The organism is Spiroplasma endosymbiont of Zeiraphera isertana (genome assembly GCF_964030805.1).
GTDB lineage: Bacteria > Bacillota_I > Bacilli_A > Mycoplasmatales > VBWQ01 > Spiroplasma_E.
Genome location: NZ_OZ034965.1, coordinates 2,180,897 through 2,196,299, shown reverse-complemented (window position 1 = coordinate 2,196,299; position 15,403 = coordinate 2,180,897). Strand labels below are relative to the sequence as shown.

Sequence of the window (15,403 nt, the reverse complement as noted above, 5' to 3'; positions counted from 1 at the left end):
AATAATTTTTCCATTGGAAATATCAATAATTATTTGGGATTTGAGAGAATGATGTTTCTTTTTACCTGAAAAAAGTAATTTTAGTTTTTTTTAATTCTTTCAATTGGAGTTTCAGTAGCATCAATAGCTAACAAATTATTATTAGTACCTTTATTTTTTTTTAATTTTCAAAAAAACTCTTGATGAAATAAAAAAAATCATCAACCCGGCCTAAAATTTGATTTTATTTAATTTTGGGATTTATTTTTTTTACAAACTGAAATATAATGCTTCAGATTTTGCATAAGGTGATATTTTATAATGTTGGTATTTAAATTTTCATAAATTGAGGTAATTTTGAATATTGGTAAATCCAATGCCATGATAATGAGTAATAAATTCTTTTAAACTTGATTGTATTTTACTGATATTACTTAAATTTTTATAATTTAATTCTTTATTTTCTTTTGATTTAAATTTCTTGAGAGTACATTTTGTTTGTTTAGCTACTGTATCATATAGTATTTGCATATCACAAACTATAATTGATTTTTCTTCGATAAGCTTAGATGTTAAATTTTCTTGTACTCATTTTTTTGTTAATCTTTTAGTATTTGTTGTTTGAGCATAAATATTTTTATTTTCATCAATTGCCATTTCAATACAACAGTTTAAATCTTTAGCATTTTCTTCAATTCATTTTTTTCTTGGATCATCTGGATTTTTGAAATTTCCTTTATGAATTTCTTTGATAAAAGTTTCATCAATTTCAATTCTACCTTTTAATTTTGTGAATGGTTTTTGTGTTTTTGCTAATTGCGATGATTTCATAAATTTTTGACGATTAAATCATGCTGATGTTTTTGAAATTTTAGCAAATTGAGAAATAGTATAAGCAGATTGACCTAACAATGACAATCAAATTATTCAATCTCATTGTTCATGAGATAAATGACTTCAATGTAAAAAATGATTTCTTAAAGCATCAAAGCTACTTTTACAATCTTTGCATAAATATTTTTGCTTATTATTCTTAAAACCATTTTTTACACATCAATAAGATTTACAATTTGGACATTGAATTCCTTTTTCTTTAAATTTTTTATCAATTGCATCTAATTTTTCTTTTTTCTCAATTTGTTTAATTCTATTTTTAAAATGTCTAATAATTTTTATAAATTCTTCATCTTTTTTGTTTTTTAAAACATCAATTAATTCATTATTAGTCACAAAAAATCACCCCTGATATAAAAATATTACTTTTAATTTTAAATTAAAAGTAATATCAAGAGTTTTTTTGAAAATTAAAATTATTTTTTGTTAAATCTTTTTTTCCAGGTAAATTAAAAATTCCGCTTTTTATTAAAATATTTTCAATTCAAAAAATATTACGAATGCAACTAGTATGACTAATATTATATCTTTTTGCAATAACTCTATAACTACTATAGTCTTTTCAATATTCTAAAGTCATTAATAAACGCTCTTCAATTACAATTTTATTTTTTCTACCACCATAATATTTTTGTTTAGACTCAGCAATTTTTAAAATTTCAAGCATTTTATAAAATGTTTGTGGCTTTATGCCGACTAAACTATAAAATTCTTGATCATCTTTATATTTTTTCAACATAATAACTATCACCTTTAATATTAATAATAATCGTTAAATTGTTAAAATTAAAGGTTTTGCACCAAGTCTATTATAGAACTAACACAATTTAATTTTTATATAAGTGTCCTTTTTAATTTTACAATTAAAGATTCATAAAATTCTTTTAGCATTATTAGTAGATATGAATGATATAAAAGGTTTTACGCATGATTTTGTATTAAAAGAAAATGATTTTGAACTATTTATTAAACTGTTAATGGCTAATTCACAATTAAAAACTAATATTTTATATAATCCTGTTCATTGTGCACGAATTATTATTGATGCATATAATAGAGGAATTATTAATTTTGATGAAAAATATGATAAAAATAAAGTATAAAAAAATTGTAAATAAATATTAATATTTTTACTGTAGTACATTTTTTTATTTATAGGAGAAATTTATGAAATATTTTTTAAAATTATTAATTATTACTTTGTTAATAAATAGTTCATCAGTAGGATTAATTGGATGTATTATTCCTAGTGTTGGTGATATTTGAATAATTACTGATGGTGGTGATTTATTCGATAAAGCTTTTAATCAGCAAGTATTAGAAGGTTCAAAAGAGTTTACTAAAACATTTAATGATAATCTTATTATGATTAGTAATTTACCCGGTAATGAAGTTTGAAAAAATAAAAAAATGAAAACGCGTTGAATTATTTCACGAGATAGTACAGTTTCAACTTTACAAAATAATTATAATTTAGCAACATTTGCTGGTGCTAAAACAATTATTGTTGTTGGGTTTAATCATCTTTGTGCATTAACATCAGCTATTCAAAATCAATATAAAAAGTTAGGTGTTCGTTTTATTTTAGTTGATGCTAAATTAGAAAAACCAGTTGATGTAGCGTGTTTAAGTTATTCAGCAGAACAATCAGGGTTTTTATCGGGATTAGCAGGAGCAATATGATTAGCTGCTAATCATGAAACATATGATGATAATGGTTTAAAAATGTCAACTTTTGGTGGTTTACCAGCTGATACTATTGTTAGTTATATGATGGGTTATTATTGAGGTGTATATTATTTTAATAAATATCGTAATAGCAATGATAATTTATTGGAAATGACTAATGCCATTAGAATTAAAGAGGGTAAGAAAAAAATTGAAAAATGAACTAATAAATTTGATATTCATTTTGATAAAATTGCTAAACAATTTACAGGTAGTTTTGAATCCGGTACAAAATCATCAAAAGCGATAACTTCACAATTAATTGATGGATATAAAGATGATATTGTAATGCCTGTTGCAGGAGCACAAACAATTGATTTAGTATCAGCTGTTAAAAACTCTACTACTAATAGCAAAGCAAAAATTATTGGTGTCGATGTTGATCAAAGTGTTCAATATGGTTATGCTAAAGATATTTTTATTACATCAGCTTTAAAAGGAATTCATAAGTCAGTTAATACTTGATTATGACATTCTTTTAATTTAGATTATAATGAGGATGGTATTAAACCTATTAATGGTGAACAATACTTTGATGGTAGCATACCACAACCAGCATTAGGTGGTCAGCAATATCTTGGAATTGCTAATAATGATTCTATTAGTGCTATTTATAATAACTTAATTATTGATAGTAATGATTATTGACATTTAGCACAAAAAGTAACTGATGCTTATAATAAATTAGTTGCTGATTTAGCTAATGATTCTACTCGTGATAAGTGAGAAAATGCTTGAAAAAATTATGTTGATGAAAGTGTTGAAAAGTATAAACCACAGTTTTAATAAAACTTTACTATATATTTTAAAAAATTTATAATTATTCTTGAATTTTTAAAGAATAAGTTTTATTATGTTATATAGTGGTAGTTATGCCATTAAAAGGAGAAACCAGTGTTTAGAGTTAATTGTGAAAATAAGAAAATAATTAATATTAAATACATATATACTGTATTTTTTAATAGTAAGTTATTCCCACCCATTTATTTTCAAAATTTATTTATACACAGTTTTATTTTATTTTGAATAATTGAATTAAGAAAGCAATGTTTTTGCTTTCTTTTTTTATATTTTTTTTATATAAATATTTATATATAATTGTAGGAGGAATATAATAGTATGCGTAAAATTTTTACTGTATTTAGTGCAATATCATTGTCGGTAATAATGATATTACCAATCATTGCTTGCAATAGTCAGTTTAATGATCCAAATATTTATCGAATAACTGTTGTAACTGATGGACATACTATTAATGATGCTTCTTTTAATGAATCATCATATAATGCTGCCCTCAAGTTTAAACAAGAGTTTAATGATTGAACACATAGTGATTATGTTGATCCTCAATATAAAAATAAAAGAGTTGAGGTTTCTTGAGATAATCCCCAATTAACTAATACTGATGATTTAATGACATCATATAATAAAGCCGTTTTCATAAACAGTAAAGTAATTATTGCTTCAGGATTTTTACATCATAATGCTTTGGTTAAAGCACAAAATACTATTTTAAAACATAAAGTGAAATTTATTTTTATTGATGGTGATACTCCAAATAAAGAAGTACCAAAATCTAATAAACAATTGGCTGGTTTACTTTACAAAGCAGAACAATCAGGCTTTTTAGCCGGATTAGCAGGGGCAATATGGTTAACTGCTCATGCTAATCAATATGGTGGACTTGATAATTTAAAAATGTCAACCTATGGTGGACTTGATATTCCAGCAGTTACTAATTATATGTATGGTTATTATTGAGCCATACAGTTTTTTAATAATAAATTTAAAAATAAAGAAGATGAAGAAAAATTAATATCATGAGTTAAAATTTTAAATTCAGATTTTAAAGAATCATTACCAAATATTAAATTTATAACTTCAGGTACTCAATTTAGTGGTGATTTTACTCAAGGTTCAAAAGGTTCACAAGCAATTAATGATGATCTTGCTCGACAAAAAACTAATATTATTTTTCCAGTAGCAGGACCACAAACCGAAGATACTTTATCATCATTAAAAAAATCTGGTCAAGGTAAAATTATTGGTGTTGATACAGATCAACAACTTCAATACCCACAATCTGCAAATAGGTTTATTACTTCTGCAGAAAAAGATTTAATTAGTTCAATTAAACTTATGCTCTGAAAATCAGTTGGTAAAACCGATCAGAATCCAGAGCATCCAACTGATCCAACTGCCGATCAAACATTTATTGATGATGCACCATACAGAGGTGGGCCTAATTTTACTGGAATAGCACCAAATAAAGCAATTAAAGATGGTGATAAAGATATTTACACACCATTAATGACAGAAACTACTAATTGATTAGATAAAATTTCTGCCGGATGACAAAAAGTACTCAATTTAAAAGATCATTATTGAATTAATGGTATTAAAACAGAATATGATCCATTTAAATAATTAAGAGGGGTGATAAAATGCAAGTAAATATTGAAAAACAGAACTTACAATATGCTGTTGAAATGGAAGGTATTACTAAAGTTTTTTTAGATACTATTATTGCTAACAATAATATTTCTATTAAAATTAAAAAAGGAAAAATTAACGCTTTGGTTGGCGAGAATGGTGCAGGTAAATCGACACTAATGTCAATCTTATTTGGACTATATCAACCAACAAAAGGTATTATTAAAATTAATGGTAAAGAAGTGGTAATATCAGGACCAATTAGAGCGGGCGAATTAGGTATTGGAATGGTACATCAACATTTTAAATTAGTTGATAACTTCACTATTTTACAAAATATTATTTTAGGTAGTGAGCCAGTTCATAAATGACAGTGAATTAATTATAAAAAAGCTAAATCTAAAATTTTAGAAATTTCAAAAAAATATAAATTAGACATTAAACTTAATTTAAAAATTGAGAATGCTAGTGTTGGTATGCAACAACGTGTTGAAATTTTAAAAGTTCTTTATCGTGGTGCTAGTATTATTGTACTTGATGAACCAACCGCGGTTTTAACACCACAAGAAATTACTAGTTTATTAACAATTATTGAAGAACTTAGACGTGATGGTAAAACTATTATTTTTATTAGTCATAAATTAGAAGAGGTTAAACAAGTTGCTGATAATGTTACAGTAATTCGTTTAGGTAAAGTTATTGAAACTTTTGAATCTAAGAGTAAAACTAAAGAAGAAATTGCTACTTTGATGGTTGGTAGAGATTTAGTTGATATTAGAAATCAAGGTAATGTTGTATTAGGGCCATTATTATTAAAAATTGATAATTTATTTGTTCATAAAATTGGTAATAGGAAATCAATAATGGGTCTTTCTGATTTTAGTTTAGAAGTTAAGTCACGAGAAATTGTGGCTATTGCTGGTATTGAGGGTAATGGTCAAACTGAATTAATTTCAGCAATTACTGGTTTGATTAAGCCAGAAAAAGGTGATATTTTTTTTGGTAATAAGAATATTAAACACAGTTCAATTCGAAGTTTATATAAAAGTGGTTTAAGTCATATTCCTGAAGATCGTCATAAATATGGACTTGTTTTAGATTATAATGTTATTGATAATATGGTTTTACAAAATATTAGCGAATATCCTTTTTCTAAGCATGGTTTGATTCGCAGTAAAGCTATTCAATCTTATGCACAAAATATTATTAATAATTATGATGTTCGTGGTAGTAAAAGTGGTTTTGCTTTAGTTAGAGGTTTGTCAGGTGGTAATCAACAAAAAGCGGTTGTTGGTAGAGAATTAACAAGAAAACATAAAATTTTAGTTGTTGCTCAGCCAACACGTGGCTTGGATATTGGTGCTATTGAATATATTAATAGTCGTATTCTTGATGAAAAAAATGAAGGTAATGCAGTATTATTAATTTCTTATGAATTATCAGAAGTTATGTCATTAGCAGATCGAATTGTTGTTTTACATGCTGGTAAAATTACTGGTAATGTTAGTGCTAAAAATGTTACTCGCGAACAATTAGGATTAATGATGGCGGGACAAAAAATGTTAATGGAAGGAAATGAAGATAATGTTTAAACAAAAAACATGATTTTTAAAACGACGAAGTCGTTTATATCTTGGTTCAAAAGAAATGAATAGTAGTCTTACTAAATTTAAGGGTTCAATTTTTGCCATTATTTTTGGATTAATTATTGCTTGTTTTGTTATAATTGGTTCAGGTCAAAATGCTTTTACTTATTTTCAGTTGTTATTAACATATGCTTTTACAAGTTGGCCAGCTAATAATTGAGATAATACTTTAGTTTGATGAGCAATTTATATCGTAGCAGGATTAGCACTAGTTATTTCTTTCCGCTCAGGAATGTTTAATATTGGAGTTGCGGGTCAAATGTTAGCAGCAGGAGCTGTTGTTATCGCAATTGGTGTCCGTTATGACTTATCACAACCATTAGCTATAATTAGCGCGCTTTTTGCTGGAGTATTAGCAGCAATATTGGTGGCGTTGGTAACAGTGTTATTAAAAGTTTTTTTTAATGTTCATGAGGTTGTTACTTCTATTTTATTAAATTGAACAATTTGATATTTAGTAAAATGACTATTTAAAATCAATAAAGATTTATATGATGCTGATCATGGAACATCAGCAACTATTCATGATAGTATGAGTATTAATGGTTATAATTGTATACTACCATTATTAATTTCTATTATTTTAATAATAACAGTTTGATTCTTATTGAAAAAAACAACTTTAGGTTATAAAATTCGAACAGTAGGTTTAAATCCATTTGCTGCGGTTTATAGTGGTATTAATCATAAACATTATTGCATAACATCATTTGTTATTTCAGGAGCGTTAGCAGGAGTAATGGCTGTTATTTATTACATTGCCAAAAATCCTTCAATTAGTTTTTTAACTGATGATTTACCAACTATTGGTTTTGATAGTATAGCCGTTGCCTTAGTTGGTCAAATTAATCCAATAGGTGTTGTGGGTTCTGCTTTTCTTTGAGGCTTAATTAAGAGTGGTGGTTCAATTGGTTCAGTATTAACATTACCAACAGCAACCGGTGATATTATTTTTGGTGTTATTATTTATTCAGCTGCTTGTGCAGTTTTATTATCTCGTTTACAGCCAATTAAATTTTTAATTCGTTATTTAAATATAGCCTTTGATGGAGAAAAACGAAAAGTTACAAATAGTTTTATTGCCAAGATGTACTATCATTTTATTGAAAATTTTAAAATAAAGAGACAATATAATAAGTTAAAATCAGATTTAATTAAAGAAAAAAATAATAAAATTAATCACTTAAAGATAGAATATAATAAATCATTATCAGATTATGAGTCAAAAGTTAAAAATTTAAAACAAAATCTTTCACAAGAAATTAATAAATTGAAACAAGAATTAAGTGATCAATTAAAGTCATTAAAAAATGAATTAGTTAAAACTAATGATAAAAAATTAAAAGAACAATTAATTTTAAAAAAATGTCAACTTCAAATTACTTATAAAATTGAAACTAAGGAATTAATTAAAAAATATAAAATTGATAAAGAACAATTAAAGGTAGAATATAATAAATCATTATCAGATTATGAGTCAAAAGTTAAAAATTTAAAACAAAATCTTTCACAAGAAATTAATAAAGTTAATAGTGATATCAACTTACAGTTACAAGCAGTTATTAATAATAAAAATGATAAAGTTGGTGTTAATTGAGCACAATTTTTCCAAGAAAATAAAGCTTTAAATCATTATATATATAAACAATATAATGCAATTTGAAAAAAAGGTAAAATTGGTAATTGAAATAATTTTCAACAAGAAATAAAAACGATTTATGGTGAAAGTTTAAATATGTATATTAATGAAAAAATGAAATATGAAAATAATGTTTATAACTATAAGCAAGATTTAATTCGTGAAATAGTATTATTAAAAAAACAAAAAGCAATATTAGATAAGTCAAGAGTAAAAGACTTAAAATTAAATCTTTATCGAGAAATTAATAAATTGAAACAAGAATTAAGTGATGAATTAAAGTTATTAAAAAATCAAACAGTTAAAACTGACGATAAAAAAATAAAAAAACAATTAATTTTAGCAAAACATCAACTTCAAACTAATTATAAAAATAATGTTAAAGACTTAATTAAAAATTATAAAATTGACAAACAGCAATTAAAAAGTCAAATTATCCCAATTAATAGTAATATTAATATATTAACTAAACAATTTACTAAAAAAGCGGAAATTGAAAAGACAACTTTTATTAATAAATTTACTGATATATTTAAAAATGAACAACAAGCAATTATGAAAATAAAAACTGAAAGAGCAGGAGGAAAAAGTTAATGGAAGCACTCAAAATAATTCTTGAACATTCTAGTTTAATTTTTGTTGTTTTAGTACTTGGTGCATTATCTGGATTAATTTCAGAACGTGCTGGTGTTGTTAATATTGGTATTGAAGGAATGATGACAATTGGTGCTCTTGCTTTTTCTTCATTTGGAAAAAATATAGGTGTTAATTGAGGTAATTGATCACAAATTGTTGCTTTATTAGTAGCTGGATTAGCGGGAATGGGATTTGCTTGTTTCCATGCTTTTGCATCAGTTACTTTAAAATCTGATCAAATTATTTCTGGCGTTGCAATTAATATTTTAGCAGCAGCAATTGCAGTTTTTGTTGTTCAGTTACCAGGGAATAATGGTTTTATTTCATTAACAAATATTTATCAATTACCAAAAATTGGTAATAATGAATTTTTTAATTTATATTTATTTTTAGCAATTATAGTTTTAGTAAGTATTGCTATTATTCTAAAATATACTAAATGAGGATTACATCATGTTGCGACTGGTGAAAATCCCAATGCGGTTGATGCTGCAGGAATTAATGTTATTAAACAACGATATGTTGCTGTATTATTATCTGGTTTTTTAGCAGGAATTGCTGGTGGTATTTTTCCAATGTATGCTAGTCAAACTTTTCGTGGGACAGTTAGTGGAAATGGTTTTATTGCTTTAGCTATTTTAATTTTTGGACAATGAAGAGTACCGTTGATTACAATTGGTGCTGCCTTATTTGCTATTGTTGAAACAACAGGTGCCAGAATTACGTTTTTACCAAATATTCCTCAATGAATATCAAGTAATTCTGATATATGGAATATATTGCCTTTTGTAACATCTTTATTAGTTTTAGTGTTTACATCAAAATGAAGTAAAACACCAAAAGCATTGGGTATTGCTTTCAATAAATCTAAACGATAAAATTATTTATTAATAATTTTAATGATGAATTAATTTTGAAATTAAATTTTACTTTTTTAGTAATATTTTCTAAGATTTAATTAAAAATATAATAAAATAAAAAATTTTATGGGTATTTTATACTATAAAATTTTTTATTTTATTAAGAATTTGAAAAAAATTGCAATAATACAGTTTTATTTATCAAAAAAAATAAATATAATTTTTGATAGATAGAAAAAATGTGGTAAAAGTTTAAATTAAATTTAATTAATTATGTTTATAGGAGGAGCAAAGCATATGGATAACGAAAGTATAGTTATTAATGTACCTTATTTATTTCAAAAAAATAAAGAAAAAAGACAAGAATATAAGCAAAGACCTGAAGCGAAAGTAAGGAGGAGAAAATATGATAAAAAAAGATATCAGCTTATTAAAGAAAAACAGCGAGAGTATAGTAAACTATGATATTGACGCAATAAAGAAAGGCAACGAGAATATAGAAAAAAATGTTATCAGCTTAATAAAGAATTGGAACTAAAAAATAGTAAATTATGATATCAACGCAATAAAGAAAAAATAAAAGAATATGATCAAAGACCCAATATAAAGGCAAGAAGGAAAGAATATATACAAAGACCTGAAATGAAAGAAAAAAAAGACAATATGCTCAAAGGCCAGAAGTGAAGGCAAGAAGGAAAGAATATAAGAAAATAAGACATCAACTTAATAAACAAGAAAAGGAAAAACAAAGAGAATTGCAATCTGATTATGTTTTTAGTTAAAAACAAAATTTTGATTTAAGCAATTTTAATTGTGATGATATGTGTGGTGAACAAATAAAAAATATTGGATGAGATGTTTTAGAATCACAACTTTATTCAGAAACACAAGAAACAGAATTAGATAAGTTATTAGAGGAAATAGAATTTGAATATATGGCTAATGAAGAACAAAGTTCGGTACTAAGTAGTGAAAATTTGTCATCTAATTTAATTTTTGATGATATGTGTGGTGAACAAATAAAAAATATTGGATGAGATGTTTTAGAATCACAACTTTATTCAGAAACACAAGAAACAGAATTAGATAAGTTATTAGAGGAAATAGAATTTGAATATATGGCTAATGAAGAACAAAGTTCGGTACTAAGTAGTGAAAATTTGTCATCTAATTTAATTTTTGATGATATGTGTGGTGAACGAGTTATAAAAGATGTATTAAATAATTTAGAATTAGATCAATTAAATTTATTAGATAAATCTATTGAACAATTGTTACTTAGTGAAAAAATAGCAGAACAAAACTTTGAATGAAATAATAGTATTCTATTTGTAAGTAATTTAGATAGTGATATTTATGATTATAATTCAGTAACGACACTTATTCCTTAATTAAATTTATTTTTAATTGTTAATAATATTTTTTAAGTTTAAATTTATTTAAAAAAGTATAGGAGTATAAGAAAAATCAAAAATAATAAATAATATTAATTTTGTTATAAAATATTGGAATGGCAACCTTTTTTAGGACTATTTTTTGGTAGACATTTGTTTTTGATAATTAACTGGAGTTAGGTAGTTTAAAGTGCTGTGGATTCTTATGTTGTTATATCAATTGATATAATCAAATAATTCTAATTTTAATTGGATTAATGATGTAAAATTTTTATCATTAATAAATTCTGTTTTGAAAGTTTTAAAAGTTGCTTCAGCAACAGCATTGTCATAAGGACAGCTTTTTTTGCTTAAAGATCGAGTTATGTTGAATGCTAGTAAAAGTTTATCAATAGTTTTATTATTAAATTCATTACTGCGATCGCTATGAAATATTTGTATATCTTTTAAACAGCGATTTGATTGCATAAATGCTTGATATACTAATGATGCATCTTTTTTTGTGCCTACACTATGTCCAATAATTTCGCGGTTAAATAGGTCTATTAATAAACAAATATAGTTTCACTTACCATTTACTTGAACATAAGTTAAATCACTAACAATAACTTCATTTTTAATCCTATTCTTAAAGTTTCTATTAACAAGATTAGTTATTTGACTATCATTGACTTTATTATGATGATTTTTGTGTCTTAATTTAGTGTGTTTTGATATTAAATTATGTTTATTCATAATTTCTTTAATTTTTCGTCTTGATAAATAAATTTCTTGGTTTTCTAATGTGACTTTTAATCTTCTTGTGCCATAAATTTCTTTTAATTTTCACAAAAAATCTTGATATTACTTTTAATTTTAAATTAAAAGTAATATTTTTATATCAGGGGTGATTTTTTGTGACTAATAATGAATTAATTGATGTTTTAAAAAACAAAAAAGATGAAGAATTTATAAAAATTATTAGACATTTTAAAAATAGAATTAAACAAATTGAGAAAAAAGAAAAATTAGATGCAATTGATAAAAAATTTAAAGAAAAAGGAATTCAATGTCCAAATTGTAAATCTTATTGATGTGTAAAAAATGGTTTTAAGAATAATAAGCAAAAATATTTATGCAAAGATTGTAAAAGTAGCTTTGATGCTTTAAGAAATCATTTTTTACATTGAAGTCATTTATCTCATGAACAATGAGATTGAATAATTTGATTGTCATTGTTAGGTCAATCTGCTTATACTATTTCTCAATTTGCTAAAATTTCAAAAACATCAGCATGATTTAATCGTCAAAAATTTATGAAATCATCACAATTAGCAAAAAAACAAAAACCATTCACAAAATTAAAAGGTAGAATTGAAATTGATGAAACTTTTATCAAAGAAATTCATAAAGGAAATTTCAAAAATACAGATGATCCAAGAAAAAAATGAATTGAAGAAAATGCTAAAGATTTAAACTGTTGTATTGAAATGGCAATTGATGAAAATAAAAATATTTATGCTCAAACAACAAATACTAAAAGATTAACAAAAAAATGAGTACAAGAAAATTTAACATCTAAGCTTATCGAAGAAAAATCAATTATAGTTTGTGATATGCAAATACTATATGATACAGTAGCTAAACAAACAAAATGTACTCTCAAGAAATTTAAATCAAAAGAAAATAAAGAATTAAATTATAAAAATTTAAGTAATATCAGTAAAATACAATCAAGTTTAAAAGAATTTATTACTCATTATCATGGCATTGGATTTACCAATATTCAAAATTACCTCAATTTATGAAAATTTAAATACCAACATTATAAAATATCACCTTATGCAAAATCTGAAGCATTATATTTCAGTTTGTAAAAAAAATAAATCCCAAAATTAAATAAAATAAAATTTTAGGCCAGGTTGATGATTTTTTTTATTTCATCAAGAGTTTTTTTGAAAATTAAAAAAATTAAAAGGTAGAATTGAAATTGATGAAACCTTTATCAAAGAAATTCATAAATGAAATTTAAAAAATCCAGATGATCCAAGAAAAAAATGAATTGAAGAAAATGCTAAAGATTTAAACTGTTGTATTGAAATGGCAATTGATGAAAATAAAAATATTTATGCTCAAACAACAAATACTAAAAGATTAACAAAAAAATGAGTACAAGAAAATTTAACATCTAAGCTTATCGAAGAAAAATCAATTATAGTTTGTGATATGCAAATACTATATGATACAGTAGCTAAACAAACAAAATGTACTCTCAAGAAATTTAAATCAAAAGAAAATAAAGAATTAAATTATAAAAATTTAAGTAATATCAGTAAAATACAATCAAGTTTGGGTGAGTAAAGTTAATAGTTATAATTTAATTTTCTTTAAATAAAAGACAAATTTAAATTATTAATTGTTGGTATTATTATACCATAGTATTTATAAAAAATAAAGTATTTTAGTGTTTTATTTTTATTAAAATAATTTAAAAACTCCTAACTACTTAGGTTTAGAATTATTAAGTTTTAAAATATTAAAGTAAAAGATTTAATTTATTAATTCTGGCTGAATTAATTATAAGCATATTATCAAGTACTTTATCATTATAAATTTTAGCACCATATCCTTTTAAAGATTTAACTAAATGTGATACATCACTTTCAGCACAAACTCCTTGATTTCAATTTTCTTTTTGATTTATAACACCATCTTTATTATTTTTAAAATATTTATATATTTCTTCATTTACATTATTTTCTTTTAAAAAATCTAATAATTGATAATATTCACCATTAACAAATAAATCATATGCATTTGTTAATTTTTTATTATCTACTTTTCTATTAAAAATAAATCCTTTTTTAAGTGTTTTAAATGCATGATGTCTATCAATTACATAAGGAATATTTTCTTTTTTAGCAGTAGTTTTAATTCAAGGTGCACCATCACCAATAAATACTAAACTACTTTTATTATAAATATATTGTAAATTAAGAAAATCATAAATTTTATCAATTAATTCTTGTCTTTTAATTCTTTGACCATTTTTAGTTTTCATATAAGTAATTTTTTTATTTTTTAAAACATTTCTACTTTTAGTAGATTTTTCTAAATCTTTACCTTTATTTGCACTAATTGTACGAATACGATTTTTTTGTTTTTTATTATTCAATAATGAAGAAATAAAACAATCATCCATATTTACAAATAATTTTTCAGTTGGTAATACTAGTTTCTTTTCTTTTATTTCTTCAACATCTATTACTGCGTTTTTCATTACATTAGTCATATATGTTTTAGAAAAATTACTATTTTTTATTATATCTTGTACATCAGATTGTCTTTTACCATTACCTGAATTTTTTATTATTGTATGTTCTAAACTAGTAAGTGTTCTTTTTCTTTTTTTAAGTTTTATATAATCATCTAAAGGATAGTAATATTTATTAGTTTCTAATATTAAATAACCTCTACGATAAAAATTATTTATTTTACCATATTGAGTATTTGGACTTCTTGGAGCAGTTTTAACATATTTATGTTTACTTTTATCATATATATTTTGATGTCAAAAATCATCAAATGCTTTTAATAGATTTGTGAAATAATTTAAACCATTATTTTTAATTTGATTATCAAGTTCATCATAATTAAGTTCATTTTCTAGAAAATTCATAATATTAATCCCTTTCTAAATACATGATTTTGAGTATAACAACAATTAACTGGTGAGTGTTGTAAAATGCTTTGGTTAAAATGTTATAATTAGTATATAAATATTTAAATATAGGTGATAAATATGCCAGCAAAAAGAAAAGAATTAGGAAATTATGATGTTACAATTAGTAATTATTTAAGAACTAAAAATAAAACATTAACACCACAAGGATTAAATCATGCACTTGGAATTGATAGAAAATTTATATTTGATTGCCGACGCAGAAGCAATCCATGACAACGTAATTTTTTAAAAAGTTATGATAAAGCACGTAGTATTATTTCAACTCATATGTTAGAAAAAGCATTAGTAAAACCAGAGTTAATTTATCAACATTGATTAAAATCTCATCCTAATGAATTTGATATTAATGAAGATGATAATACTACACAAAGTAATATAATTATTAATCTTTGTGAACCTAGAAAAATAGAAAATAATGATTAAAACCCTATAATAAATATAGGTTTTTTTCTTTATTTTAAAGGGAAAAA

General features: G+C 23.9%; 15 protein-coding genes. 11 read left to right on the top strand and 4 right to left on the bottom strand.

The features are described 5' to 3' along the window. Positions 1-249 precede the first annotated feature (249 nt). Together AAHM78_RS15280 and AAHM78_RS15275 are read right to left on the bottom strand one after the other, a co-directional pair. Complete coding sequence (locus AAHM78_RS15280; RefSeq protein WP_342252847.1) at positions 250-1,209, bottom strand: IS1595 family transposase; 960 nt, start codon at positions 1,207-1,209, stop codon at positions 250-252. A 43-nt stretch (positions 1,210-1,252) separates the two neighbouring features. Beyond that, positions 1,253-1,612, bottom strand: a complete 360-nt coding sequence (locus tag AAHM78_RS15275) for a transposase family protein (protein ID WP_342253777.1) — start codon at positions 1,610-1,612, stop codon at positions 1,253-1,255. A 103-nt stretch (positions 1,613-1,715) separates the two neighbouring features. On the opposite strand from AAHM78_RS15275, the gene AAHM78_RS15270 reads away from it, so the two are divergent. The 8 genes from AAHM78_RS15270 to AAHM78_RS15235 all read left to right on the top strand — a co-directional run bounded on the left by AAHM78_RS15270 (position 1,716) and on the right by AAHM78_RS15235 (position 11,206). Next, entirely contained in the window at positions 1,716-1,976 is a 261-nt protein-coding gene (locus AAHM78_RS15270; protein ID WP_342253776.1) for a hypothetical protein, read from the top strand. Positions 1,977-2,040: 64 nt separating this feature from the next. Then, positions 2,041-3,387: a BMP family ABC transporter substrate-binding protein gene (locus tag AAHM78_RS15265; protein ID WP_342253775.1), complete on the top strand. Its 1,347-nt coding sequence runs from the start codon at positions 2,041-2,043 to the stop codon at positions 3,385-3,387. A gap of 333 nt (positions 3,388-3,720) precedes the next feature. Further along, positions 3,721-5,028, top strand: coding sequence for a BMP family ABC transporter substrate-binding protein (locus AAHM78_RS15260; protein WP_342253774.1), 1,308 nt, complete (start codon positions 3,721-3,723; stop codon positions 5,026-5,028). Positions 5,029-5,045: 17 nt separating this feature from the next. Next, the gene (locus AAHM78_RS15255; protein WP_342253773.1) at positions 5,046-6,626 is read left to right on the top strand and encodes an ABC transporter ATP-binding protein; all 1,581 of its coding nucleotides are present in this window, start codon (positions 5,046-5,048) and stop codon (positions 6,624-6,626) included. After that, complete coding sequence (locus AAHM78_RS15250) at positions 6,619-8,913, top strand: ABC transporter permease subunit (RefSeq protein WP_342253772.1); 2,295 nt, start codon at positions 6,619-6,621, stop codon at positions 8,911-8,913. The genes AAHM78_RS15255 and AAHM78_RS15250 overlap by 8 nt, the downstream gene beginning before the upstream one ends. Continuing rightward, positions 8,913-9,833, top strand: a complete 921-nt coding sequence (locus AAHM78_RS15245; protein WP_252319468.1) for an ABC transporter permease — start codon at positions 8,913-8,915, stop codon at positions 9,831-9,833. The genes AAHM78_RS15250 and AAHM78_RS15245 overlap by 1 nt, the downstream gene beginning before the upstream one ends. Positions 9,834-10,112: 279 nt before the next feature. Continuing rightward, positions 10,113-10,529, top strand: coding sequence for a hypothetical protein (locus tag AAHM78_RS15240; protein ID WP_342253771.1), 417 nt, complete (start codon positions 10,113-10,115; stop codon positions 10,527-10,529). A gap of 107 nt (positions 10,530-10,636) precedes the next feature. Continuing rightward, positions 10,637-11,206: a hypothetical protein gene (locus AAHM78_RS15235; protein WP_342253770.1), complete on the top strand. Its 570-nt coding sequence runs from the start codon at positions 10,637-10,639 to the stop codon at positions 11,204-11,206. Between the two features lie 138 nt (positions 11,207-11,344). Here the strand turns inward: AAHM78_RS15235 and AAHM78_RS15230 are convergent, their stop codons facing one another. Then, positions 11,345-12,040 (bottom strand): IS3 family transposase, encoded by a 696-nt coding sequence (locus AAHM78_RS15230; protein WP_342253769.1) that lies wholly within the window; start codon positions 12,038-12,040, stop codon positions 11,345-11,347. A 65-nt stretch (positions 12,041-12,105) separates the two neighbouring features. On the opposite strand from AAHM78_RS15230, the gene AAHM78_RS15225 reads away from it, so the two are divergent. Continuing rightward, on the top strand, positions 12,106-13,065 hold the full coding sequence (locus AAHM78_RS15225) for an IS1595 family transposase (RefSeq protein ID WP_342253234.1): 960 nt from the start codon (positions 12,106-12,108) through the stop codon (positions 13,063-13,065). A 223-nt stretch (positions 13,066-13,288) separates the two neighbouring features. Next, positions 13,289-13,549 (top strand): hypothetical protein, encoded by a 261-nt coding sequence (locus AAHM78_RS15220; protein WP_342253768.1) that lies wholly within the window; start codon positions 13,289-13,291, stop codon positions 13,547-13,549. 175 nt (positions 13,550-13,724) lie between these two features. Here AAHM78_RS15220 and AAHM78_RS15215 read toward each other — a convergent pair whose 3' ends face one another. Next, positions 13,725-14,867 carry an Mbov_0401 family ICE element transposase-like protein gene (locus AAHM78_RS15215; protein ID WP_342253767.1) on the bottom strand — a complete coding sequence of 381 codons (1,143 nt, stop codon included), beginning with the start codon at positions 14,865-14,867 and terminating at the stop codon, positions 13,725-13,727. 123 nt (positions 14,868-14,990) lie between these two features. On the opposite strand from AAHM78_RS15215, the gene AAHM78_RS15210 reads away from it, so the two are divergent. Beyond that, positions 14,991-15,356, top strand: a complete 366-nt coding sequence (locus AAHM78_RS15210) for a hypothetical protein (RefSeq protein ID WP_342253766.1) — start codon at positions 14,991-14,993, stop codon at positions 15,354-15,356. Positions 15,357-15,403 lie beyond the last annotated feature (47 nt).